Genomic DNA, 25,278 nt, shown 5'->3' on the forward strand with positions numbered 1-25,278 from the left:
TTTGTCGTACCGGTGGGATAGAACATGCGCACCTGTTCGTGAGGAGGTCTGGTTGTGACCAGCGAAGGCGTCGCCTATGAGCGACGCAGCGCAGCGCCCGTCATCGCTCCGGTGCGGCCGCGAAAGCTGGCCAAGGTGCCGTTCGTGGAGCTTGCCGAGGGCCGGTTGCAGGGGGTGGTCTCGAGCGGCTCCGACGTGGAGCGGGTCTACGTCTCGTCGATCACCTCCGGCGACCACGGCCTGAGTTGCAACACCAACAACAACCGGCCGTGCGGCGGGCTCGGCGGCGGCACCTACGCCTGCAACCACCTGCGCGCGCTGGCCGATGCCGCCGTCGCGCAGTACGGCCTGGACCGCGTCTCCCGGTATCTGAAGGCGACCCTGCCCGACGACTCCGACAACCTCTGGGCCGGCCTGCACACCACGACCGCCCCCAACCGGGCCGCCGAGGTGTTCAGCGGGTTCCTGCGCCACCTCGCCTACCTGGAGGTGCCGCCCACCTCCGACCCGCTGCCGGAGCTGCACTGGTTCCCCGCCGCCGGGGCGGTGCGATGATGCTGGCCGATGCCCTGCGCGCCCGCCCGTCCGGCTTCGACGAGACGTTCGCCCTGATCGACGGCCTCGACGACGCCCTGATCCACGGCCTGGCCCGCATCGACGAGGAGCGCGCCGCGGCTCTGGAGTCGATCGCCGCCGCGTTCACCGGCTCACCGCTCGCCGGCCGGGTCGCCGACTCGATCGGCAAGATCGTCGCCGGGACGGTGACCGACGAGCACCTGGCCGTCCTGGCCGGCGCCCGCTCCGCGCTGACCGGCGCCCTGCACGACGCGCTGCTCACCCCCCTCGACGAGGCCCTCGGCCGCGTCCGCGAGCCCTGGGCCGCCCCGGCCGCGCCGCCGCCCGCCGGGCAGTTGCTGGCCGGCGGCCGGTCCTGGTTGCGCGAGCTGGCGATCGCCGGCTGGCGCGGCGTGGACCACGAGCTGGCCGGAGGCGGCGCCCAGGCGGTTCAGGCGCTGCTCGCCGACCCGGCCGGGCGCCGCGCGGCCGTGCTGCTCGACGGGTTCGGTGCCGAGCTGCGCAGCGCCGCCCCGGTCGCCACGCTCGACCGCGTCCCGGTCCGGCGCTGGGCCGACCTCTGGTCGCGGGCCGTCCTGCTCACCCAGGACACCTTCCCCGCGCCGGAGACCACCCCGGCCGACGGCCGTCTCCTGCTGCTCGGGGTCGACCTGCACGAGCACCCGACCGTCTTCCGGGCACAGGCGCACGGGCTCCTGGAGACACCCGGCGGGCAGGTACGGCTGGTCCGTGCCGGGGTGGCCGCCGCCAAGGTCGACACGATCAGCGGTCCGTCCGCGTGGCGGATGCTCGCGGCGTTCCCGGTGTTCCGGGCCGCGCTGGCCGAGAAGCGGGCGGTGGAGGTCACCGGCATGCCGCTGACCTCCACCGGCGACCTGCTCTGGGATGAGACCCGGGCAGTGCCGGGCGAGCCGGTCGACCCGTTCGCGGTGGCCCGGGTCCGGCTCGGCGGCGTGACCGCCGCGTCCACCGCCCCGCTGGACCGGCACCCCGCCGTGATCGCCGAGCCGGTGCTCCTGGAGGGCTGGACGGCCGGGCCGGAGTCGTTCGAGCTGGGCGGCGTGACGCTCGCCGTCGACACCGACCGGCTGCCCGAGGCCGGTCCGCTGACCCCCGCCCTGGTCGCCGCCGCGACGGCCTGCATCGGCCTGCTCCGGTGGGATGCCGGTCGCTGGGCGGTGCAGCCGCTCGCCGTGCAGTCGGTGGTGCGTAAGAAGCCTGTCGTCGCGCACACCGGTGACTGGGCTCTCGGACCCACCGACGCCAAGGCGGCGAAGGCCGAGGCGGCCGCGGGCACGGCGGTCGACGTGCTGCGCGAGCGCGCGGGAAGGCTGCTGCGCAAATGAGCGCCGACGAGACGAGCGCCGCCCAGACTCGCCGGCAGGTCCTCTACTGGCGGCTGCTGGCCCGCCTCTTCGACCCCGAGGAGCAGGCGGCCCTCGAGTCGGCGAGCATGGCGGTCGTGGGTGACCTCGGCCTGCCCGCCGCGCTGCTCGACCCGTCCGTCTCGGTGGACACCGTGGTGCAGCGGTTCCCCCAGCTGGAAACCGAGTTCGACGGTCTGATGAGCGATCCCGGCGACGACCGCGACGGCGAGGTGCGCCGGGCCGCGCTGGTGTCGAAACTACTGCTGAACGTCTTCGCCACCGGCACCGGCAACGTGACCGCCGAGCAGTTGCAGCGCTGGCAGGCCGACGCGGGCTGGTTCGAGCGCGCGATGGGCTGCCAGCCGGGCCAGCTGCGCGGTCGTGCGGCCGGCAACACCCCCGGTCTGGGGACGACATTGGCCGGTATCGAGGGTGACCTGGTCAGCCGGATGCGGCTACGGGAGGTGCTCGCCGACAACCGGCTCGCCCGGCAGCTCACCCCCAGCATGTCGCTGATCGAGCAGCTGCTGCGCGACAAGGACAATCTGGACGGTGTCGCTCTGGCCAACGCCAAGGCGCTGATCAAGCGGTTCGTCGACGAGGTGGCCGAGGTGCTGCGCACCCAGGTCGCCCAGGCCAGCACCGGCACGATCGACCGGTCGGTCCCGCCGAAACGCATCTACCGCAACCTCGACCTCGACCGCACGATCTGGAAGAACCTGCCCAACTGGAGCCCCGAGGACGAGCGCCTCTACGTCGACCGGCTCTACTTCAAGCAGACCGCCAAACGGATCGAGCCGGCCCGGCTCATCGTGGTGGTCGACCAGTCCGGGTCGATGGTCGACGCGATGGTCAACTGCACCATCCTGGCCTCGATCTTCGCGGGCCTGCCCAAGGTCGACGTGCACCTCGTGGCCTACGACACCAGGGCTCTCGACCTCACCCCGTGGGTGCACGACCCGTTCGAGGTGCTGCTGCACACCCACCTCGGCGGCGGCACCGACGGCACGGTCGCGCTCGACCTGGCCCGGCCCAAGATCGTTGATCCGCGGAACACCGTGGTCGTCTGGATCTCCGACTTCTACGAGTGGCGTGAGCAGGCCGTCTGGGACGGCATGCAGGCCGTGCACCGGTCCGGCGTCAAGTTCATCCCGGTCGGGTCGGTCAGCAGCGGCGGCCACCAGAGCGTCAACCCGTGGTTCCGCCAGCGCTTCAAGGACCAGGGCACCCCCGTGCTCTCCGGTCACATCAAGAAGCTCGTCACCGAGCTCAAGAACTTCCTCGTCTGAGACACCCAAGGAGACCGTCCGCAATGAGTGACATGCTGCGCGCCCCCGCCGAGGTCAAGTACGCCGAGGAGCTCGACTGGCTGGAGTCGGTCGACGACGGCCCCAAGCCGTTCTCCTGGCGGCTCAGCCCCAAGATGGTCCGCCTGTTCATCCTCGGCTCCGAGCGCGCCGACGGCCTCGACCGCGAGATCCCGCAGAAGTGGTTCGGTGACCGCAGTTTCGTCGAGCGGGCCATCGTCACCCTCGCCTCCGACCGCGGCCTGCTCCTGATCGGCGACCCGGGCACCGGCAAGAGCTGGCTGGCCGAACTGCTCTCCGCCGCGATCAGCCGCAACTCCACCCTGGTCGTGCAGGGCACCGCCGGCACCACCGAGGACCACATCAAGTATTCGTGGAACGTCTCGATGGTCATCGCCAAGGGCCAGTCCCGGGCCTCGATGATCCCGTCGCCGATCATGACGGCGATGGAGAACGGGGTGATCGGCCGCTTCGAGGAGCTGACCCGTTCCACCAGCGACGTCCAGGACGCGCTGATCTCGATCCTCTCCGAGAAGTACGTGTCGATCCCCGAGCTCGACGACGACAACATCGTCTTCGCCAAGCCCGGCTTCAGCATCATCGCCACCGCCAACAGCCGCGACCGTGGCGTCAACGACCTGTCCTCGGCGCTCAAGCGGCGGTTCAACTTCGTCCGCATCCCGGTCGTGACGAACAAGAAGAGCGAGGCCGAGATCGTCCGGTTCCGCACCGAGGAGCTGCTGCGCCGGCACAACATCGAGCTCGAGGTGCCGCCCACCCTGCTCGACGTGCTGCTGCAGAGCTTCGCCGACCTGCGGGCCGCCGCGGCGTCGGCCGGCAGCGACGACGAGCGGCTGGAGTCGGCGCTCTCCACCGCTGAGCAGATCGGTGTGCTGGAGGACGCGATCCTGCACAGCAACTTCTTCGGTGCCCGCGCTCTGACCTCGCAGACCCTGGCGTCGTCGTTGGTCGGCTCGCTCGCCCGGCGCAGTCCCGAGGACCTCGCGATCCTCAACAAGTACTGGCACGGGGTGGTCGAGCCGCGCAGTCAGGAGCAGAGCGGCGAGTGGACCGGGTTCCTGGAGGGTGGCCGCGAGGCGATTGCGACCCTGTCGTGACCGGTCCGTTCGATCCGCTCCGCGCACAGCTGCTGGGCGCCGCCGAGGCGCTGGCGGACGGCCCGGCTGCGTTGCCGGAGATCCTCGCCGGGATCGTCGACGACGTCGACCACGCGTTGCGGGAACCGCTGGAGATCTTCCCGGTCTGTCACCATTCGCCGGCCTCGGCAGTGGCGATGCTGCGCCGGCTGCGCGAGAGACAGCCGAAGGTGATCTACCTGGAGCTCTGCGAGGACCTGCAACCGCTGCTGACCGAGCTGCGCAACTGCCGGCTTCCGGTGGCGCTGCAGGCCTTCGCCTCCGAACTGGACGGATTTCCCAAGGAATCGGCGCCGCTCTCGGTCATCGCGCCGATCACCGAGGCCTCCGCGGAGTATCAGGCCATCTCGTACGCCCTGGACACGCCCGGCGTCGAGCTGGTCCTGGTCGACCGATCCACCGACCACGTCTTCCAGTGGCAGCCCGACGTGTCGACACCGGCCGGCACGCCCGAGCCGGAGGAGGACCTCCACGGCGACGCCGTCGGTGTCGAGATCGGCGACCTGCGTCCGCGGTTCGCCGAGCTCGAGGAGCACCTGCTGCACCATGGGCGGGTCCGGCACTGGTCCGAGTGGTGGGACCAGTACGTCGAACAACCCCTGGCCGGCGCCGACCACGAAACGTACCGGCAGGTCATGGTGCTGATCGGCAGCCTGTTCCGGAGGCTCGCCCCGCACGACAGCCGGCGGTTCGCGAGCGACGAGGACCGGGAACGCTACATGTGGACCCGGATCCGCGAGCACCAGGCGGCCACCGGCGCCGACCCGGCCGACTGCCTCTACATCTGCGGCGCCTTCCACGCCGCGAGCCGGGTGGCCGAGGCCGGTTCCGACCCGGCCACCCCCGACTTCGTGATCACCCCGCGCACCGCGACCACCTGGCTCTACGGCCTGATCCCGTCCAGCCACTCGGCGATCGAGTCCCAGTTCGGGCTGGCGCCGGGATCGGTGTCGATCGCCGCGGCCACCTGGCAGAAACAGCTGACCGCGTCACGGCTCACCCCGTTCCGGCTCCAGGGGCAGAAAGGCGCCGGTCGCAAGCCGAAGAAGGCGCTGCCGGCACCGGTCGCCGCGAGCGGCGCGGTCACCGACCACCTGACCGGCTATCTCGCCGGGCCGCCCGCGCTCGACGGGCTCGACGAGGAGGAACTGCGCGGCTGGTGCGTCGACATCGTCCGGCTCGCCCGCCGCAACGGTTACCTCGCGAGCACCGCCGACGCGATCGCGGTCTTCGAGACGTCGGTCCTGCTGGCCGGGATGCGGGGGCGGGTGCGGCCCACGCCGTACGACTTCCAGGACGCTGCGGTCACCTGCATCGAGAAGGACACCGTGCCCGGCCGCCGCGACGTGCGGCGCCTGTGCGAGATCCTGCTCGGCGGGGACCGGATCGGCCAGGTCGGCTACGAGGCCCTGCCGCCGCTGGCCCGCGACGTCTACGACCGGCTCGCCCCGCTCGGGCTCAACCTCGAGCAGCGCAGCATCCAGCGGGCGCTGCTCGACCTGGCCGCGCGACCCGAGCTGGGCGCCTGCTCGCAGTTGCTCTGGATGCTGCGCTACCTGCTGCCCGACCAGGCGGTCCGCCCGATCATGGGCAGTCGCCGCCTCGGTGAGAAGCACATCCAGGAGAGCTGGGACCTCGACCTGGGCCGGCACCAGCGGGCGATCATCGAGCTGGGCTACGAGGGTGTCACCGTCGAACAGGTCCTGGAACAGCGGCTGCGCCGGGACGCATGGGACCCGAAAGCGACCGCGGCCCGCGCGCTCAAGGCGGTGGAGAACTCGCTGCTGTTCCTGGAGAGTCCCCGGCTCACCGAGGAGCTGGGCGTCCGGGCGATCGAGCTGCTGTCGGCCGAACGCACCGTCGACGAGGCACCCGATGTGCTGCGGCGGATCCGGCGGTTGCTCGGCCACTACCGTGCCACCACACCGGTGCTGCCGTCCTGGTGCGAGCGGTTCGTCACCGAGGGATACGCCCACTACTGCACCCTGCTGCCGACCGCCTTCGTCGAGGAGGAGACCGGAGTCCGGCAGGTCGGGGCGATGCTCGGCTTCCTGTTCAGCATGGAGAGCCTGGCCCTGTCGCTCGGCTGTGACCGTCTTCAGCTGGAGATCGCCGTCCGGCAGTCACATCCGGAGAGCCCGGCCAAGGTCGCGCTGCTCTGGGCGGCGCTGCACCAGCTCGGTTCGCTCCCGTTGGCCGACCTGCGGGTTCGCGTCGGTGACCTGCTCGGCAACCCGCTCGTGGTGCCGTCGTTCCCGCAGTACGTGAGCGGCTTCGTCCAGGCCCTCGAACCCGTGCCGAGGCTGGCGCCGTTCGTCGTCGAGACGCTGTCCGAGGCGTTCGGGCGGCTCCCCGACCCGGTCTTGCTGCCCTGGCTGCCGAACCTGATCACCACGCTGAAGCAGCACGCCGCCGAGCTGGTGCCGGTGCTGACCAGGGAGGCCGGTCGCACGTTCCCGGGAACGCTGGCCGGCCTGGACTCGTGGACCCCGCCGTGGAAGGCGCCGGCCCGTGCCCGGCGGCTGCCCGGCGGCCCGTCCGGCGCCGGTTCCGCGGGCCCGTCCGGCCCGGCGGCCGCGGCCGCGGCGTTGCTGGCGGCACACCGTCCGGCGGCCGACGCCGTGGCGGCGCTGCTCGGCTGCGAGGGCGAGTGGGCGCTGCACGCGGCCCCGGTGCCGGACAGCCCCGGCGGCGAAGTCGCTGCCGCGACGCTGCTCAAGGCGCATCCCGAGTCCGCGCAGGCGGTAGCGACCTTGATCACCACCTGACCAGAACCCCGTGGTGACTTGCGGCTTGCCGGCGGGCGCAGGTCTCCACGCGGCGGTGGGCGGTGGGTTGTGTGGTGAGTTGCGGCTTGCCGGCGGGCGCAGGTCTCCACGCGGCGGTGCCCAGACGCTGAGTGTGGTGAGTTGCGGCTTGTCGGGGGAACGGCCGTGCCGACCGGGGAGCCCGGTCGGCACGGCGGTAGCGGGTGCGATTGTCACTCCGGTGTGGCGTCGCCACACCGGTGCGGGAGGAGGCGATTACTTGAGGTAGGTGGTGGCGGATCCGATCTTGCCGGGCGCCGGGGTGGCGCTCGTCGAGAGGACGTAGACGCGCAGGTTGCCCTTGGCGTTCAGGCTGACGGTCAGGGAACCGCCGGTGACGGTCTTGGTGTCGCCGGTGACCGCGTCGACGTAGGTGCCGTTCGGGATGCCGCTGAAGGTGGCACCGTTCGAGACCGCGATCAGCGCGAAGCTGTCGACGCCGTTGGCGGTGTAGCGGCGTTTGTAGGCCATGTTGCCGCTGACGCCCTCGGTCGAGTACTGGCCCATCTGCAGGGCGGGGACCGCCCGGCGGATCTGGTTGAGCCGCTGCAGGTGCTTGACCAGCGGCTTGGACAGGGTGGTGGCGACCTGACCGCTGGCCGACGACACGACGCCGAAATCGCTGGCGGTGACGCTGCCGGCTATCTGGTTGCCGTAGTAGGCGCGGCCGGTGGTCTCGAGGGGGCAGGTCGGGCCGCAGTCGATTCGCTGGCCGGCCTTGAACTCGATCTCCGAGCCGTAGTACAGGGTCGGGATGCCGCGGAACGTCCACATGAGCGTCATGTTCTCGGCCCACGCGTCGGTGCCCTCGGCGTAGCGGACCGACGACTTGTTCGGCCCGTAGTCGTGCGAGTCGACGTAGACGACGTTGTAGGTGGCGTCGTTCACCGAGTCGTCCGAGTCCTTGCCGTTGTGGTACGCGTTGTTCGCATCACCGAAGTTCATGTGCATGCGCATGTCGATGATGTTCATGCCGGAGAACTTCGAGTAGTCGGGCGCGTGGTAGTTGTTGCCCTGCAGGAACGCGTTGGTGCTGGTCGGCTGGTTGCCCGTACCCAGGTTGTTCTCGTAGTTGAACTGTTCGAGAGCCGCGGCGACGTCGTCGGAGGAGTAGGTCGCCCGCTCCTTCCACGTGAAGAACTGGGCCGAGTGGTTGACCGAGCCGCGGTTCCACTTGTCGTTCACGAACGCCGCGACCTCACCGAAGATGTAGAAGTCCTTGGCCTTCGTGGCGCCGTACTTCCTTGTGAGGATCTCCTGGAAGGCCGGCAGGAAGCGCCGGTTCCAGGTGACGCGCGGGATGTGCACGGCGGTGTCGATGCGGAACCCGTCCACGCCCATGTCGATGTACTTCTTGTACGCGCCGATCAGGTAGTCCTGGACGACGGCGTTCTCGGTGTTGAGGTCGGCCAGGTCCTCGTGCAGCCAGCAGGAGCGGGCGTCCTCACCCTCCCAGTTGCCGATCCAGCACTGGTGGAACAGGTTGGACGGGAACATCTTGGCGGTCGCCGACGGCCACTGGCAGTTGTAGAGCTTGTAGCCTTCGGCGCTCCGGCCGCCGGTCGCGGTGCCGAAGTTGGGGCACGTGTTGCCGGCCGGTGCGGTGCTGCTCCACAGGTCGCCGTTGTAGGGACGGCCCTTGGCGAGCGCGTTCTGCGCGGTGGTCAGCGCCGGGTCGTTGCCGGCGTGCTCATCGAGCGGGTTGTAGGTCTTGCCGACGACCTTCTGCTGGTAATACCACTTCCACTCGTCGTCCCGTACGCCATAGGTCGTTGTGGTGTAGAGGCCGTTGGCGCCCCACCGCGACGTGTGGTTGAGCACGATGTCCTGGTAGATCTTGAGGCCCTTGGCGTGGGCCGCGTCGATCAAGTTCTGGTACGAGGCGCCGTTCGACTCCAGGCGCGGGTCGACCTCGTAGAAGTCGTATCCGTGGTAGCCGTGGAAGTCGTAGTCGGAGCGGTTCAGCACGACCGGCGTGATCCAGATGGCGGAGAAGCCGAGGCCCTTGATGTAGTCGAGCTTGTCGACCAGGCCCTTGAAGTCGCCGCGGAACATCGGGTCGTCGTTGGCGGCGTTGCCGGACTTGGTGTGCTGGCTGCCGCCGCGGTTGTTGCTCGCGTCGCCGTCGTTGAAGCGCGCCGTGAGGATGAAGTAGATGCTGTCCTTGCGCGGGTCGCCGCCGAGCATCTCGCCGCCGGCCGGGGCGGGGGCTGCCGCGCCGGTGGTGACGGACGCCGCGGCGGCGGTGGAGAGATTGCCGGCCGCGTCGAGCGCCTGCACCTGGTAGGTGTAGCGGGTGTTCGCGGCCAGGCCGCGGTCGGTGTATCCGGTGGTGTCGCTGCTCAGCACGGTGCTGCCGCGGGTGATCCGGTAACCGATCACGCCCACGTTGTCGGTCGAGGCGGTCCAGCCGAGCGTCACGGTGGTGCCCGCCGCCGTGGCGGTCAGGCCGGTCGGCGCGGACGGGGCCGTCGTGTCGACCGGGGCGGCCACGCACGGGCTCGTCGCGTTGGCGGTGACCACGCCGCCGCTGACGGTGATGGTCCCGATGCCCAGGGTGTAGTTGCGGCTGGAGTTGTTGTCCCAGGTCCCGGAACCGTTGTTGAACGTGGCGGCCCAGGTGGTGGCGGTGCCGAGGCTGACGGTCTTGCGGACCCAGCCGGTGCACGCCTCCTCGTTCATGACGACGCCGGGCGTCGTGGTCCAGGAGCCGCCGGTCGGCGCGTAGTGCAGGTACGTCGTCGTCCAGGGCGTCTTGTAGTAGACGGTGGCCGAGTTGCTCGCCGTGCTGCACGGGACGGACGAGCTGACCGCGCCACCGGAGATCGTGACGGTGCCCGTACCGACGCCGTAGTTGGCCCCTGAGTTGTTGTCCCAGGTCCCGGAGCCGTTGTTGAAGACGACCTGCATGCCGGGGGCGCTGCCGAGGTCGAGCTCCTTGGAGTACCAGCCGGCGCAGCCGGTGTAGGCGCTCATCGCGACGCCGGGGGCGGTCGTCCAGGAGCCGCCGGTCGGCGCGTAGTGGATGTTCACGGCCGACCAGGAGGTGGGTGCCTGGTAGTAGACGGTCACCGTGGTCGCCGCGTGCGCGGCCGGCAGATCGGACATGAGAAGCAGCGGTATGGCGCAGAGTGCGGCCAGCACCCTGCGGAGTGTTCGGGACATGGGGCCTCCAACCACCTCGGGGACGGGCGGTGTTGCGGGGGAGATGCGGGTGTAGTGAGCCGGTAATCCGGCGTTCACATGAGGTGGAAGCTAGCAACTTCTTTCAATTTCTGGAAGTGCCTGCTGTCCGCTTGCAAAAAGATGCACTGAGATCTTTCGATTTGTACGGGTCGGAGCACGACGAAGGGACGTGGCGCGCAGTGGCGGCACGTCCCGGAGGGGGTGGATCTATCGCTTGGCGGCGGCCATCGACTCCACGCCGGAGACCAGCAGATCAACGGAGAAGGCGTAGTAGCGGTCCATGTCGGGCTCGTCGCGATAGGTCGCCGCGAGCTCGATCATCATCGGGAACCGGTCGGCAGGCAGGGCCTCCAGGTTCACCCGCTTCTGCCGCCGCCACTCCGGCTCCTGCTCGGCCGCCACGCCCGGCGGGCATCCCGGCTGGCCGCTCACCACACCGATGCATCCGTTCAGCAGGTACGTCGCGACCCAGTAGCCCTCCTCGACGGTGAACCCGGCGTCGGTCAGAAGGGCCAGCGTGTCGTTCGTCGCGCGCGTGAAACTCTCGGTCTGCATCTTGTCGACGGCGTGGAACAGGCCGGTCAGCGAGGGGTGCGCCCGCATCACGCCGACCACGGTCTCGATGACTTTCCGTAGCCGTTTCTGCCAGGGATCGCCGGCCTCCGGATCCGCGCGGACCCCGGAGAGGGCGTAGTCGATCATGCCGAGCAGCAGCTCGTCCTTGTTCTTGAAGTGCCAGTAGAGCGCCATCGGCGTGACGCCGTTCTCCTTGGCGACGCGACGGATCGTCACCGCATCGAGGCCTTCGGCGTCGGCCAGCCGCAGCGCGCACTCGGCCACGGTCGCCTTGGTGAGTCGTTCTTGCGTCACTTGACAACTGTACAACGTACGGGTCTCATGTACGAGGTACATGTACAACGTACAAGTACGCCGTACAGGGGGAGAGCTGATGGAGAAGAACCGACGGTGGTGGGCGCTGGTCGCGGTAGCGCTCGGCACCTTCATGACCTACCTCGACAACAACGTCGTCAACGTCGCTCTGCCGAGCATTCAGCGGGATCTGGGTCTGAGCATCGCCGGACTCGAGTGGATCACCAGCGCGTACATCCTGGTCTTCGCCGGTCTGCTGCTGGCCGGCGGCCGCATCTCGGACGTCGTCGGCACCCGCCTCGCGTTCCTGTCCGGGCTCGTCGTGTTCACCGCCGCCTCGGTCGCGGCCGGTTTGGCCGACAGTCAGGAACTGCTGATCGGGGCGCGGGCGGTCCAGGGCATCGGTGCGGCGCTGCTGGCCCCGGCGTCACTGGCCCTGCTGCAGCAGCTGTTCCCAGACCCGAGGGAACGCGCCACCGCCATCGGCGTCTGGGGCGGGGTCGGCGCGCTCGCCCTCGCGGTCGGCCCGTTCACCGGCGGTGTGCTCAGCGAGCACGTCTCGTGGGGCTGGATCTTCCTGATCAACCTGCCGATCGGCATCGCCACCCTGGCGCTGACCCTGGTCAGTGTGCCGGCCCGCCGGGTCGCCGCGGAGTGGAGTCTGCGCCGCCTCGACCCGGCCGGGCTCGTGGCGTCGTCGCTCTCGCTGTTCGCGCTGACGTACGCCCTGATCGAAGGGGATGCGGAGGGCTGGACCTCGCCGCTCATCCTGGCGTCCTTCGGCATCGCCGCCGTGGCGGGCGTGGCCTTCGTGATCCTGCAGAACCGCAACGCCGACGCCATGGTCGACCTGCGCTTCTTCCGGTCCCGGATGTTCACCGGCGGCCTGCTCGCGATGGGCCTGTGGGCCTTCGGGGTCTTCGGCATCTACTTCTACATGGCCATCTACCTGCAGAACGTGCTCGGCTTCACCCCCACCGAGGCCGGTGCCGCGTTCATCCCGATGGCGATCATCACGGCGGTCGGCGCGGTTCTGGCGCCCCGGTTCGAGATCCGCTTCGGAGTCGCCCGGGTGACCGCTTTCGGCCTGGCCGTCATGGCCGCCGCCATCGGTGGCATCGCGCAGTACGGCGCCGACACCACCTATGTCGACCTGCTGCCCTGGTTCGCGCTCTACGGCGTCGGCGGCGGCCTGCTCATCCCGCTGAACACCGTGGTGGTCGACGCGCTCCCGCCGCAGCGGGCCGGCATCGCCTCCGGCATGCTCAACGTGTCCCGCGAGGTCTTCGGGCTGCTCGGCGTGACCGTGCTCGGCGCGATCCTGACCAACCGGTCGGAGACGGCCGGCTTCCTGAGCGGCTACCAGGACTCGCTGGTGGTCGCCGCGGTCCTGGTGGGAGCCGGTGTCCCGGTGAGTCTGTGGATGCTGCGCCGCCCTCAGGCCCGGACCAGCGACGCCTCGGACGACCGGGAGATCCGCAGCCAGACCACGAATCCCCAGATGACGAAGACGGCGTAGACGGCGTAGAGGATCGCCGACGGGTAGTAGCCGAAGTGGAGCAGCTCCGGCACGCCCACCAGATCCACGGCGATCCAGCACAGCCAGAACTCGACCCAGCCGCGGGCCATCGCATAGGTGGCCAGCATCGAGCCCACGAAGATCCACGAGTCGGCCAGGTAATACCACCACGGCACCGGGAACCCCGCGCCGATCTCGCGGAACACCACGAAGCAGACGCCCACCGCGGCCAGTGCGAGCGGGATGAAGATCATGCGCTGCCGTGGGCTCGCCCAGTGCGGGACCACGGCGGTGCCGTGGTCCCGCCGCCGGTTGCGCTGCCAGGCCCACCAGCCGTAGATGCTGGTGACCAGGAAGAACACCTGCCGAGCGGCCTGGCCGTACAGCGGGGTGCCCTGGTCGTTGCCGAGAGCCTGACCCAGGAAGACCGTGAAGAGAAGGACGTTGCCGACGATGCCGACCGGCCACGCCCACGCGTTGCGACGCAGCCCGAACAGCGCCGAGCCCAGCCCGAACGCGTTGCCGACGATCTCCCGCCAGTAGATGGCCTGGCTGTCCGTCACCTGCCATCTGGCGTCGTAGAAGGCTGTCAGCAACTGATCGATCCAGGTCACGGCTTATCCTAGGCCGTGACCACCCGCCTTTACGTCGACGAGCCGGGCACGGTGCTCTGGTACGACCTCGACGATCCCTCCGAAGACGAGTTGCGGACTCTCGCCGACCGGTTCGGCCTGCACCCGCTGGCGGTCGAGGACGCCCTCCAGGAGCACGAGCGGCCCAAACTGGACCGTTACGAGAAACACCTGTTCCTCAACGTCTACGCCGTCGAGTTCGACGACGGGCCGCGCAAGACCGAGATCAGCGCGTTCATCACCCCGCAGGCGCTGATCACCGTGCACCGCACACCGTTCGACATGCGGCCCGTACTGGATCGATGGTCCGACGCCGGCCGGCCGCCCGGCGGTGTCGACTTCCTGGTGTACGCGCTCCTCGACCTGGTGGTCGACACCCAGTACCGCATCGCCCAGCGGATCGACGAGGCGATGGACTCCGTCGAGGACCGGATGCTCGGCGACGGGCCGGCACCACGCGACGTACGGCGCCACGGTTTCACCCTGCGCCGGCACCTGGCCGCGCTGCGCCGGGCCGTGGCGCCGATGCCCGAGGTGACCCGATCGTTCTCCGGTGACGCCCATCTCGAGCCTTACTACCGGGACGTCGAGGACCACGCGAGACATGCTCTGGACCTGATCGAGCACTCCCGGATCCGGATCACCGAACTGCTCGACGACGACCTGGCCGAGCAGAGCAACGAACTCAACGTGGTCACCCGGAAGCTGGCCGCCTGGGCCGCGATCATCGCGATCCCCACCGCGCTGACCGGATACTTCGGGCAGAACGTGCCCTATCCGGGTTACGACCAGTGGTGGGGCTACGTCGTCAGCACGGTTCTGATCGTGTTCTCGGCCTCCGGTCTCTACCTCTACCTCAAGCGCCGTGGGTGGCTGTGAACCCGTTGTCCACAGGGGTCCACGCGTGACCCTCTGATCGCGTAACGTCGCCCCAAACCGGGGGAGGGTGGATGTTCGCGCTCGTCTTCGGCGCTGTGCGGACCCGTGCCGCGCAGGTGCTGACGATTCTCGTGCTGACCGCGCTCGCGGCGGCCGTCGCCGCGGCCGGGCCGTGGTATGGATTCGCCGCTGTCGGCAAGGCCGCCGACGCCTATCTGGATGCGGCGCCGGCGAGTCAGCGGATCATCGCGGTGAGCACCCGGGTCGACACCGGCGGCGAGCCGGAGAGCGCTCTGGCAGAGTTCACCGAGCAGGTCCGGGCCGGGCTGCCGCGCGGCGTCCCGGCCGGGGTCGTCGGTCTGTCCGCCTCGATCAACGTGTCGGCGGCCGGCAACAGCGCCCCGGTCGACCTGGATTATCGGGAGGCGTTCTGCGAACACGTCCGGCTGGACGGGGCCTGCCCGGCGAACCGTGGCGAGGTCGCCCTCAGCCATGACGCGGCCCGGCTGCTCGGCGTCCAGGCCGGTGAGCGCGTCCCGGTCATCACCACGACGTCCGGCGTGCCGCTGGACCTCGAGGTGGTCGGGCTCTACGCGCTCGCCGAGCCCACCGGGACGTATTGGGCGAACCGGCTGTACCGGTCGGAGTCCGGCCTGGACCCGATGTTCACCGTGGTGGACACCTTCACCCACGCCCACCTGGACAGCCCGACCCTGGGGTTCGACGCGGTCCTGCCGAACTCGCTGCTACGCGGTGACGGCGGCTTCGACCTGGCCGCCGCCATCCTCACGTCGGACCGCGCGCTCGGCCAGTCCCAGCTGCGGCTGATCAGCCAGGCGGCCCCGCTGCACGACGCGATCGTCCGGGACCGCGGCACCATCCTGGACGGGATCTCCGCGTCCGGCGCACAGCTGCTGATCCTCACCTGGTTCGCCCTCGGACTCGCCGGTTGGTACACGTTGCGTGACCGGCGCGCCGACGCGGCCCTGCTCAAACTGCGCGGGGTGAGCCGCTCCGGACGGCTGCGCCTGGCCCTGGGCCAGCACCTTGTCCCGCTGCTCGGCGGCGCCCTGATCGGCGCACCGCTCGGATACCTGCTCGCGTGGGCCCTGGCCGGGCCGGTCCCGGTCGCGGTGGACCGGCAGGCCGCCCTCACCTACAGCGCCGCCGCGATCGGCGCCGTCCTGCTCGTTGGCCTCGCGGTGCTGGCCGCCGTCGAGGCGACCGTGCTCGGCCGTCCGGTCGCCGCCCTGCTCCAGCGCGCCGCGCCCGGGCGCGGTGGCCTGCGGCCCGCCCTCGTCGACGTGGTCCTGCTCGCCCTCGCCGCCGCGGCGCTCTACCAGGTCCGGGCCGACGGACCGGCCGACGGTCTGGCCCGTGCCGCGCTCGCCCTGGTCGCGCTCGCGGTCGGCCTGATCGCCGCTCGCATGCTGAGTGCCGCCGCCGACCGCGGCGGCGCTGCGGCGCTGCGGTCCGGGCGGCTACGGGCCGGGCTGACCGCCCTGCGGATCTCCCGCTCACCCGGCACCGACCGGCTGTTCGTGCTGGTCGTCGTGGCCGTGGCGCTGTTCGTCTCGGCGGCCGGCGGCTGGGCCGCGGAGAGCGAGGCGCGGACCGTCCGCAGCGGCACCGACCTGGGCGCGAGCCGGGTGCTGACGGTGTCGGCACCCAACCGGACCGTCCTGCTGAGCGCGGTCCGCGGCGTCGACCCGGACGGCCGGGAGGCGATGGCCGTCGTACGCAACAGGACCGACACCGTGCAGGTCCTCGAGGTCGACACCGCGCGACTCCGGACCGTCGCCGTCTGGCGGCCCGAGTACGGCCCGGCCGCCACCCTGCCCGACGCCGTGGCCGCCGCCTCGCTCACACCGCTGCCGCTGGTCACCGGCGACCGGCTGACCGTGACCGCCCGGCGCGACGGGGCCCCCGCCTCGGCGCTCACTCTGCACCTGCAACACGAGGCGACCGGAGCGCCGGTGACCGTCGGCTTCGGCTCCCTCCGGCCCGGGGAGCAGACCCTCTCCGCGCCGGTGACCGGCTGCGCCACCGCCCCCGGCTGCCGGCTCGCGCGCTGGGAGCTGACCGCGCCGCAGACGGGCGCCGGACGGCCGAAACCGGCGGAGGCCGGGGCCGCCGTCGTCGTGACCGGCCTCGCGCAGAGCGGCCCTGCGCGCACCATCCTGGACGCCGTCACGCTCGGCGACATCACCCGCTGGCGGGTCGGCACCGTCGGCGCCGCGCTCGACCTGGTCGCGGCCGACGGCGGCCTCCGGCTGAGCATCGACGACAACGCCACCAAGGAGGACCGGCTGGGCATCGAGGCGTGGGCCTCCGACCGCCTGCTGCCGCTGCCGGCCCTGCTCGCCGGGCCGGTCCCGGACCGGTGGCGCGGCGACGAGGCACTTCTTCCGGCGTACGGGGAACCCGTGCCGGTGCAGGTGGCGGGCACGGTGACGGCGCTGCCCGGTATCGGCGGCGCCGGCGTGATCGTCGATCTCGACACCACCCGGCGGCTGGCCGCCGACTCCGACCCCGGCGGGCAGTTCCAGGTGTGGCTGAGCCCGGACGCCCGTCCCGGCATCGTCGCCGACCTGACCGCTGCCGGACTGTCGGTGAGCGCCGACGCCGACCTGGACGCTCAGGCCACCCGCCTCGGCACCCAGGGCCCGGCCGTCCTGGTCCGGTTCGAGCTGCTGGCCGGAGTCGCCGCGCTGCTGCTCGCGGCCGCCGCGGTCGCGGTCGCGGCCACCGTGGACCGGCGATCGCTCGCCGAGCAGTCCGCCGCCCTGCGCCTGCAGGGCCTGTCCCGCCGAGCCGCGATCGGCACCGGCCGGGCCGGCACCGCCACGCTGATCCTGGCGGGCCTGTCCGGCGGTGTGCTGGCCGCGCTGCTCGCCGTGGAGGTGACCGGCCGGACCGTCCCGCCGTTCACCGACGGCTGGGCGGTCCTGCCGCCACCCGGCCCGCTGAATCCGGTGGCTACCGCCCTGGCCGTCGCCACGGCCCTGGCGGTGCTCGGTCTGACCGGCCGGATCGCCCTGCAACCCCTGATGAGAAGCCTGCGCGACCGGACCGCCCAGCAACCCCTGATGAGAAGCCTGCGCGACCGGACCGCCCAGCAACCGTCGGCGAGAAATCCGCGCGACCGGGAGGCCGGCCGATGATCTCCCTGGTCCTGGCGATGGTCTGGAACCGGCGCGGCCAGGCCGTGACGCTGGCGCTGCTGGCCATGCTCGCGGTCGCCTCGGCGGTCGCCGCACCGGCCTATCTCATCGCGGCCGAACGCGCGGTCGCCGAGGGACAGATAGCCACCGCGACACCGAGCGAGCTGAGCCTGGCGGCCCGTCGCACCACCGACGTCCAGGAGGACCCGTCCGCCGGGATCAAGTTCCCGGACGTCGGACGGGTGTTGCTGCTCGGCCTCAACGGCTTCACGTTCTATCACTCCGCCGAGGTGCCGACGGTCGGCCTCGAGAAGGTCGACTTCTTCCCGACCCGGCTCGTCTTCCGCCAGGAGATCTGCGCCCACGTGCGCATCCTCACCGGTCGCTGCCTGGCCGGCGAGGGCGATGTGCTGCTCGGCGAACGCACCGCCGAGCGGCTCGAACTGCGGGCCGGCGACACCATCACGCTGACCGCGGCGCGGATGAACGGGCTGGCGCGGCCACCGACCTACGAACCGGACGGCGCACCCAAGAGACTGACCGTCGCCGGGACCTACCGGGCGATCGACACGGGCGAGGCGTACTGGGGACTGCACGGGTACTTCGTCTCGGTGCCCGGCTTCGAGGTCGGTCCGGGCGAGCCGGTCTTCACCAACGCCGGCACGCTCGACGCGATGAACCGGACCATCACCGCGATGGCGATCGACGGCATCGCCCAGCCCGGCACCCTCGACGCCGACCGGCTCGACGTCCTGCGGGCCGACATGGACCGGCTCAGAGCCACCTCCGAAGAACTCGAGGAGTCGCTCCAGTTCGACAGCGGCATCCCGCGCCTGCTCGACCGGATCGACGAGGGACAGTCCGGTGCCCGGCTGCTGGTGCCGGTGCTGTCGGTGCCGCTCGTGCTGCTCGCCTGCTTCACCATCTACCTGGTCGTCGGCTACGGCGCCGAGGGCCGGCAGAGCGAGCTGGCCGTGGTGGCACTGCGCGGATCCCGCTGGTGGACGCGATGGTGGCTGGCGACCGGGGAGAGCCTCGTCGCGGTGCTGGCCGGAGCCGTCGCGGGGTGCCTGGCCGGGCAGCTGCTGGTCAACGCCGCGGCGGCGCTGCTCTACCCCGGTGTCGGGTCGGCACCCGCCCTCTCCTCGCTGCGGTACGCGCCCCTCGCCGCGGCGGCGGCCCTGCTCGCGGCGGTTGCGGCCCAGCGACGGCAACTGGTCAGCCCGGTCGCGAAGCTGCTCCGGCGCACCCCGGCCGCGGACCGGCGGTGGCTGACCGTGACCGAGGCCGTCCTGGCGGCGCTGGCCGTGGCCGCCGGCGTCCAGTACTACCTGTCCGACCAGGCGCTCACCGGCGTCGGCCTGTTCGCTCCGGCACTGATCGTGCTGGCCCTGGCCCTGCTGTCGGCCCGGCTGCTGCTGCCGCTGGTCAACCGGTACGCGGTCCGCGCCCTGGGCCGTGGCCGCCTCGGCATCGCCCTGGCCGGTCTCCAGCTGTCCCGCCGCCCCGGCGGCGGCCGGCTGTTCGCCCTGTTGGTGGCGTCGGTCGCGGTCGCCGGCTACGCGGCCTGCACGGTCGACACCGCGGCCCGCGGGCGCGACGTCGAGGCCCGGGTCGGCACCGGCGCCGACCAGGTCCTCACCGTCCAGGCCGTCAGCCGCCAGCAGCTGCTCGCCGCGGTCCGCGCCGTCGACCCGGACGGTGACTTCGCGATGGCCGCCGTACGCATTCCGGCGGGTGCCGGCGCGCCCCCCGGCATCGCTGTCGACAGCCGGGCACTGCCCGCGGTCGCCGCCTGGCCGGAGGGCACCGGCGGCCGGGACGGACTGCGGGAGCTGCTGCACCCGGTCCCTCCCGAGCCGCTCACCTTCACCGGACCGGAGATCGTCCTGGAAGTCGCGACCACCAGCAAGGGACTGCTGCGGCTGGCCGTCTCGGTGGCGGCGCCGACCGGCCCCGCCGGGGAGGTGGTGGATCTCGGCGATCTGCGGCCGGGCACCCATACGTACCGCGCGAGCACGCCGGTCTGCGACGGCGGCTGCCGTCTCCAGGGCATCAAGATCGCCGGTGTCGGCACCAGCACCGATGTCACCGGCGAGGTGATGATCCGCGCCCTCAACACCGCCACGCCGGCCCCGCTCACCGACCCGCGCCGATGGCGTGGCAACCCGCACGCCAGCCTCTCGGCCACCGGCGACGGTCTCCGGGCCGAGGTCGCCGTCTCCGGCGCGGTCGCCGACACCGCCTGGGTCCAGCCCGCCGGCACCCCACTGCCACTACCCATCGGGTACGCCGGAGCGCCTCCCGCCTCCGGCACGATCGCCGACTCCGGTCCCGCCGCCATCCCGGTCACCCCGGTCGCCGGCCTGCCGGTCGTGCCCGGGCTCGGCAGGAACGCGGTACTGGTCGACCTGGAGTACGCCGACGCGGTATCCATCGAACCGAAACTGGCCCCCGAACCCCAGGTGTGGTTGAGCGCCGAGGCTCCCGCCGACATCGTCGACCGGCTCTCCGAGCAGGGGCTGACCGTCGTCTCCGAGACCGCTGCCGGCCAGGTGAAGGCAGGCCTCGACCGGCAGGGCCCGGCAGTCGCTCTCTGGTTCCACGTGATCGCCGCGATCCTGGCCGGCCTGCTCGGCGCCGGTGCGCTGGGCCTGACCGTCGCGGTCGACCGGACCCGCCGCACCGAGGACCTGGCCGCCCTGCGCGTGCAGGGGCTCCGGCCACGGCCGGCCGGGCTGGCGACCCTCTGGACGTACCCGGTGCTGGTCGTGATCGCGACGGCTGTGGGGCTGCTGGTCGCGGTCGCGGCGTGGCGGCTGACCGGGTGGGGGCTGCCGCTGGCCGGCGTGGATCCGCCCGACCTGCCGCTGCCGGGCTGGCCGCGACCGTCCGCCCTGCTGGCCGCGGCCGGTGCGGTGCTCGCGGTCCAGTTCCTGGTCGCGATACTGAGCGGCCGCAACCTGCGCCGCCGGATCGAGTCACGATGAGCGGCGCCGCGCCGCCGGTGAACAGCACAGAAGCCGAGGGGGAGACGATGAAGGGGACGCTGACGGTCGAGGACGCCGAGCTCCGGTACGGCGACGGCGACCCGGTGCTCAGCGGGGTCACCGTGACAGCGCGCCCCGGCGAGGTGCTCGCCGTCACCGGAACCTCGGGCGCCGGCAAAACGACGCTGCTCAACGCCATGGCCGGCGTGCTGCAGCCGCGCGCCGGTTCGGTGGCGGTCGACGGGACGCCGCTGACCGGGCGGGACCACGCCGTGTCACTCAAGGTGGTGCTGATCCCGCAGGAGAACGGCCTCGCGGCGATCCTGACCGCGGCCGAGAACATCTCGGTGGCCGTCCTCGCGACCGGTGGCACCCCCGCGGACGCCCGCCGCCGGACGGCTGAGTCGCTGGAGGCGCTGGGGCTGTCCGGCCAGGCGAACCAGTTGATCGACGAGCTCTCCGGCGGCCAGCAGCAGCGCACCGCCCTGGCCCGCGGTCTCGCCCTGCACGGCGACGTCGTCCTCGCCGACGAGGTGACCAGCGAACTGGACGCGGCCAACCGGCAGCGCGTGCTCGACCTGCTCCGGGCCGAGGCGGCCCGGGGTGCGGCGGTCGTCTTCGCCACCCACGACCCGGAGGCCGCCGCGGCCTGCGACCGCGAACTGCACCTGGCGGACGGAGCCGCCACCTGGGCCCGTCCCTGAGCCCTCAGATGGGGTTCTCGTGTCCGGAGGGAAGCAGCGTGACCTCCCCCTCGACATGCTGCACGGTGAACAGCGTGCCCGGCGGATAGGAGCCCAGCACCTCCGGCGGCAGCTGAACCGTGCCGTCGCCCGCGACCACCGCGAAGTCCTGGCCGTCGCGTCCCTCGGCGCCGACGCGGCCGTCGCGGATGGTGACGGCACGGCCGAGGCGGGCGCCGACCTCGTTGTCGTGGGTGACCACCACGATCGTGGTCTGGCGCTCGGTGTTGACCGTCTCCAGGGCGTCGAGGACCTCGTCCCGGCCGGCCGTGTCGAGGCGGCTGGTCGGCTCGTCGACGAGGAGCAGGCCGGGGCCGGTGGCGATGCCGACGGCCAGGGCGGCGCGCTGCCGGCCGCCGGGGGTGAGGTCGTCCAGCTTGCGGCGTCCCTGCCCGGGCAGCCCGACCAGGTCGAGGATGCGGTCCGGGTCGTCGAGCTCGATGCCGCGGGTGTGTGCGGCCCGGCGCTGGGCGAGCCAGATGTTGCGGTGCAGCGTGGCGTACGGCAGCAGGTTGCGGGAGGCGCCCTGCAGGACCACGCCGATCTCGGTGCCACGCAGCCGGGAGATTTCACCGTCGGAGAGCTTGCCCATGTCGTACGTGCCGATGTTGATCCGTCCGGCGGACGGCCGCATCAGGCCGGCGAGCAGCGCGATGAGGGTGGACTTGCCGGAGCCGGACGGGCCGACCAGCGCGAGGGTCTCGCCGGGCGCGATCGACAGGTCGACACCGGCCAGGGCGACCACGTCCCCGGCCTCGGCGCGGTAGATATGGACCACGCGGCGGCAGGCAACGGCGAGACCATTCACAACGGTCAAGCTAGCCGAGCCGGACCGGTGTTTCGACCCCGTCGGGTGGCTCTTATCCTCGGGCCGTGCGCGACATCGCCGTTTTCACCGGATCTGCCCATCCTGATCTTGCGAAGGAGATCTGCGAGCACCTCGGTGTGCCACTGCTGCCCACCCGGATCTCCCGATTCGCCAACGACTGCATCGAGGTGCAGCTGCAGGGAAACTGCCGGGAACGGGACGTCTTCCTGATCCAGCCGCTGGTTCCGCCGACCCAGGAACATCTCGCCGAACTGCTGTTCATGCTCGACGCGGCCCGGGGCGCCTCGGCCGCCCGGATCACCGTGGTGCTGCCGCACTACGCCTACGCCCGCAGCGACAAGAAGGACGCTCCGCGGATCTCGATAGGGGGACGTCTGGTCGCCGATCTGCTGAGCACGGCCGGCGCCGACCGGGTGCTGGCGATGACCCTGCACTCGCCGCAGGTGCACGGCTTCTTCAGCATCCCGGTGGACCACCTGCACGCACTGCGGGAGCTGGCCCGCCACTTCCGGGGGTACGACCTGAGCAACACCGTGGTGGTGTCACCCGACCTGGGTAACGCCAAGGAGGCCGCCGCGTTCGCCCGGATGCTCGGCATCGAGGTGGCGGCCGGCGCCAAGCAGCGGTTCGCCGATGACAAGGTGGTGATCAGCTCGGTGATCGGTGAGGTCGCCGACCGGGACGTGATCGTGCTGGACGACGAGATCGCCAAGGGCAGCACGGTCTTCGAGCTGCTGGCCCGGCTGCGCGAGCGCAACGTCCGCAGCGTCCGGGTGGCCTGCACGCACGGCCTGTTCACCAACGACGCGGTGCGGCGGCTTTCCGCGGAGAAGGAGATCGAGGAGATCGTCTGCACCAACACGGTGCCGATCCCGGAGCAGAAGGCCACCGACAAGCTGACCGTCATCTCGGTGGCCCCGGCGCTGGCGGAGGCGATGCGGCGGATACACAACGGGGAGTCAGTGAGCGCCCTGTTCAGTTAGGTCTGCATCGAAGTGGGAGACGGGCTGACCTCGCCTCGCTCCGACCCCACTTCGAAACAGACCTAATTCTGGCAAATCGGCCTCACGGGCCTCACCAAACGCGAATCATTGCCGCATGGGTGTCATGGCTTACCCCCTCCGGTACGCGCTGGCCGACCTCGCCCTCGCACTCAGTCGAGCGGCGGCGGATCCGGCCGAGGTTCGCAACACGGCCGCCCGCGCCGCCGCCGACATGATCGGTGACGGCGCGGGCGTGCAACTGCTTCGCGACGACGGCCGGTACGAGGAGATCTCGTACCACCACCTCGACAACGAACGTTCGGCGCCACTGTCCCGGGACCTGTCCCGGTTCGGTCACGCCCCGGACGACGAATACTCGACCACCCTGGCGGCGAGCCGGCGTCCGATCGTGCTGGCCGGCGATGCGGCTGCCGGCCTCGCCGCCCCCGAGCTGGGGATCACGGCTGCCGTGATGAGCCCGGTGATCGTCGACAACACGTACGCCGGCTATCTGATTCTGACCCGGCACACCCCGGACGCCTTCTACTCCACCCCGGAGGTGGAACTGGCCCGGGACATCGCCGGTGAACTCTCCCTGGCCGTCTCGTCGGCGCGGGCGCAGGAACGGCTGCGAGCCTCCGAGGAGCGTTACCGGCGGGTGCTGGAGACGATCCCGGAAGGCGTCCTTCAGCTCGACCCGAACGGCGTGGCCACCTACGCGAACGAACCGATCGGCGTGGTCCTGGGCATGCCGCGGGCCGAGCTGATCGGGGTGTCGCTGCGCGGCTTCCTCGACAACGTGGGACAGAAGGACCTGGACCGGCGGATCAACGACTGCCGTGGCGGCAAGTCCACGGTCGGCGCGACCCGGCTCATGCGGGCGGACGGTTCGCGGCGCAGCGTACGGGTGAGCATGATGCCGGTCCAGGACGAGAACCACGAGTTCACCGGCGTTCTGTGCATGATCACCGACACCACCGACCACATCGACGCGCGTGGTCTGAAGCGGCAGCTCGACCACCTGCGCCGGCTGGACAGCCTGGGCCACCTGATCGGCGGACTGTCGCACGACTTCAACAACCTGATGACCGTGGTTGCCGGCTCGGCCGACATGATCATGGGCAGCAGCGAGGAGGGCTCGCCGCACGCCCAGCTGGCCAAGGACATCCTGGACGCGGTCGGCACCGGGCGCACACTGACCCACCAGCTGCTGGCGTTCGGGCGCAGCGAGGGCCACCGGCCCGAGGTGATCCCGATCCCGGACCTGCTCACCGACGTGCAGGCGCTGTTCAGCAGGACGCTGGGCGAGCGCATCGGCCTGGACCTGGCGTTCGGCCCGGACGTGTGGCCGGTGAAGGCCGAGCGCGGTCCGCTGGAGCAGGCGCTGGTCAACCTGGCGGCGAACGCCCGGGACGCGATGCTGCACGGCGGCATGGTCCGGGTCACCGCCACGAACGAGACGATCGAGCCGGGGCAACTGGCCGAGGGCGCGCCGACCGGCAAGCTGGTGCACCTGGTGGTCACCGACACCGGCGTCGGGATGGAGGACGAGGTACGCCGCCGCGCGCTGGAGCCGTTCTTCACCACCCGTCCGACCGCGGCCGGTCTGGGCCTGGCCACCACCGCCGGCATCGTGCACAACCTGGGCGGCCACATCGAGCTGGAGTCGCAGCCGCGGATGGGCACGACCGTGCACATCTACCTGCCGGCCGCGGAGCAGAAGGCCGGCACGTCGGGGGAGCGGCAGCAGAAGACCGCGGTGATCGGCCGGGTGCTGATCGTCGAGGACCAGCCCGACGTGGCGCAGCTGGTGCGGCGGCTGATCGAACCGGCAGGGTACGAGATCGCGGTGGCCACCGACGCGCTGATGGCGGTCACCCAGGTCGCCTCGGGTGCCCGGCCGGACCTGCTGATCACCGACGTGGTGATGCCGACGATGACCGGGCCGGAGCTGGCCGGGGCGTTGCGTACCCATCAGCCGGACCTGCCGGTGCTGTACATGTCCGGCTACACGGCGGCCTCCCTGGGCCCGCAGCTGCACCTGGACGACAACAGCATGCTGCTGGAGAAACCGTTCACCCGGTCGACCCTGCTGGGCGCGATCCGGTCCCTCTGCGGTCCGCAGCCACCGGTTTCACAGGGCTGAACGACCGCTGCGGCGGTGAAGTGACGGCGGGCCACAGACTCCACTCAAAGGGTGCGAATCTGGGCCCGCCGACTTGCCGAATAACTGGATAAAAAGCAGTATTCCGGGGCATTGCCGTCGGCG

General features: G+C 71.2%; 16 protein-coding genes. 12 read left to right on the plus strand and 4 right to left on the minus strand.

The genetic code is table 11. The annotated features are described in order from the left end of the window. The first annotated feature begins 54 nt into the window (after window positions 1–54). From CLV67_RS27700 to CLV67_RS27720, 5 genes are read left to right on the plus strand one after another with little or no spacing between them, the layout of a single operon-like run. On the plus strand, window positions 55–555 hold the full coding sequence (locus CLV67_RS27700; protein ID WP_106323445.1) for a hypothetical protein: 501 nt from the start codon (window positions 55–57) through the stop codon (window positions 553–555). Beyond that, window positions 555–1,922, plus strand: coding sequence for a hypothetical protein (locus CLV67_RS27705; protein WP_106323709.1), 1,368 nt, complete (start codon window positions 555–557; stop codon window positions 1,920–1,922). The genes CLV67_RS27700 and CLV67_RS27705 overlap by 1 nt, the downstream gene beginning before the upstream one ends. Next, entirely contained in the window at window positions 1,919–3,232 is a 1,314-nt protein-coding gene (locus CLV67_RS27710; RefSeq protein WP_106323447.1) for a vWA domain-containing protein, read from the plus strand. Before CLV67_RS27705 ends, CLV67_RS27710 begins: the two co-directional genes overlap by 4 nt. Before the next feature lie 23 nt (window positions 3,233–3,255). After that, window positions 3,256–4,368, plus strand: a complete 1,113-nt coding sequence (locus CLV67_RS27715; protein WP_106323449.1) for an ATP-binding protein — start codon at window positions 3,256–3,258, stop codon at window positions 4,366–4,368. Beyond that, window positions 4,365–7,175: a DUF5682 family protein gene (locus tag CLV67_RS27720; protein ID WP_106323451.1), complete on the plus strand. Its 2,811-nt coding sequence runs from the start codon at window positions 4,365–4,367 to the stop codon at window positions 7,173–7,175. Before CLV67_RS27715 ends, CLV67_RS27720 begins: the two co-directional genes overlap by 4 nt. A 255-nt stretch (window positions 7,176–7,430) precedes the next feature. On the opposite strand, the gene CLV67_RS54325 is transcribed toward CLV67_RS27720, so the two are convergent. Both CLV67_RS54325 and CLV67_RS27730 read right to left on the minus strand, forming a co-directional pair. Then, a complete protein-coding gene (locus CLV67_RS54325; RefSeq protein ID WP_106323453.1) occupies window positions 7,431–10,379 on the minus strand; it encodes a carbohydrate binding domain-containing protein in 2,949 nt (982 codons plus the stop codon). Window positions 10,380–10,607: 228 nt separating this feature from the next. Continuing rightward, on the minus strand, window positions 10,608–11,270 hold the full coding sequence (locus tag CLV67_RS27730; protein WP_239166592.1) for a TetR/AcrR family transcriptional regulator: 663 nt from the start codon (window positions 11,268–11,270) through the stop codon (window positions 10,608–10,610). A 79-nt stretch (window positions 11,271–11,349) separates the two neighbouring features. On the opposite strand from CLV67_RS27730, the gene CLV67_RS27735 reads away from it, so the two are divergent. Further along, window positions 11,350–12,789 (plus strand): DHA2 family efflux MFS transporter permease subunit, encoded by a 1,440-nt coding sequence (locus CLV67_RS27735; RefSeq protein ID WP_106323457.1) that lies wholly within the window; start codon window positions 11,350–11,352, stop codon window positions 12,787–12,789. On the opposite strand, the gene pnuC is transcribed toward CLV67_RS27735, so the two are convergent. Continuing rightward, a complete protein-coding gene (pnuC, locus tag CLV67_RS27740) occupies window positions 12,708–13,403 on the minus strand; it encodes a nicotinamide riboside transporter PnuC (protein ID WP_106323459.1) in 696 nt (231 codons plus the stop codon). The two genes, CLV67_RS27735 and pnuC, sit on opposite strands and share 82 nt — an antisense overlap. A gap of 15 nt (window positions 13,404–13,418) precedes the next feature. On the opposite strand from pnuC, the gene CLV67_RS27745 reads away from it, so the two are divergent. The 4 genes from CLV67_RS27745 to CLV67_RS27760 all read left to right on the plus strand — a co-directional run bounded on the left by CLV67_RS27745 (window position 13,419) and on the right by CLV67_RS27760 (window position 21,158). Then, the gene (locus CLV67_RS27745; RefSeq protein ID WP_106323461.1) at window positions 13,419–14,300 is read left to right on the plus strand and encodes a magnesium transporter CorA family protein; all 882 of its coding nucleotides are present in this window, start codon (window positions 13,419–13,421) and stop codon (window positions 14,298–14,300) included. Window positions 14,301–14,371: 71 nt separating this feature from the next. Further along, window positions 14,372–17,464: an FtsX-like permease family protein gene (locus CLV67_RS27750; RefSeq protein ID WP_203737389.1), complete on the plus strand. Its 3,093-nt coding sequence runs from the start codon at window positions 14,372–14,374 to the stop codon at window positions 17,462–17,464. Beyond that, window positions 17,461–20,454, plus strand: coding sequence for an FtsX-like permease family protein (locus tag CLV67_RS27755; protein WP_106323463.1), 2,994 nt, complete (start codon window positions 17,461–17,463; stop codon window positions 20,452–20,454). Before CLV67_RS27750 ends, CLV67_RS27755 begins: the two co-directional genes overlap by 4 nt. Before the next feature lie 47 nt (window positions 20,455–20,501). Next, window positions 20,502–21,158, plus strand: a complete 657-nt coding sequence (locus CLV67_RS27760; RefSeq protein WP_106323711.1) for an ABC transporter ATP-binding protein — start codon at window positions 20,502–20,504, stop codon at window positions 21,156–21,158. 4 nt (window positions 21,159–21,162) lie between these two features. Here the strand turns inward: CLV67_RS27760 and CLV67_RS27765 are convergent, their stop codons facing one another. Continuing rightward, window positions 21,163–22,005 carry an ABC transporter ATP-binding protein gene (locus CLV67_RS27765; protein WP_106323465.1) on the minus strand — a complete coding sequence of 281 codons (843 nt, stop codon included), beginning with the start codon at window positions 22,003–22,005 and terminating at the stop codon, window positions 21,163–21,165. A gap of 65 nt (window positions 22,006–22,070) precedes the next feature. On the opposite strand from CLV67_RS27765, the gene CLV67_RS27770 reads away from it, so the two are divergent. Together CLV67_RS27770 and CLV67_RS27775 are read left to right on the plus strand one after the other, a co-directional pair. Then, window positions 22,071–23,009, plus strand: a complete 939-nt coding sequence (locus tag CLV67_RS27770; RefSeq protein WP_106323467.1) for a ribose-phosphate diphosphokinase — start codon at window positions 22,071–22,073, stop codon at window positions 23,007–23,009. Window positions 23,010–23,133: 124 nt separating this feature from the next. Then, entirely contained in the window at window positions 23,134–25,155 is a 2,022-nt protein-coding gene (locus CLV67_RS27775; RefSeq protein WP_239166593.1) for a hybrid sensor histidine kinase/response regulator, read from the plus strand. The last annotated feature ends 123 nt before the right edge of the window (window positions 25,156–25,278 follow it).

It is taken from the genome of Actinoplanes italicus, from assembly GCF_003001815.1.
Classification (GTDB): domain Bacteria; phylum Actinomycetota; class Actinomycetes; order Mycobacteriales; family Micromonosporaceae; genus Actinoplanes; species Actinoplanes italicus.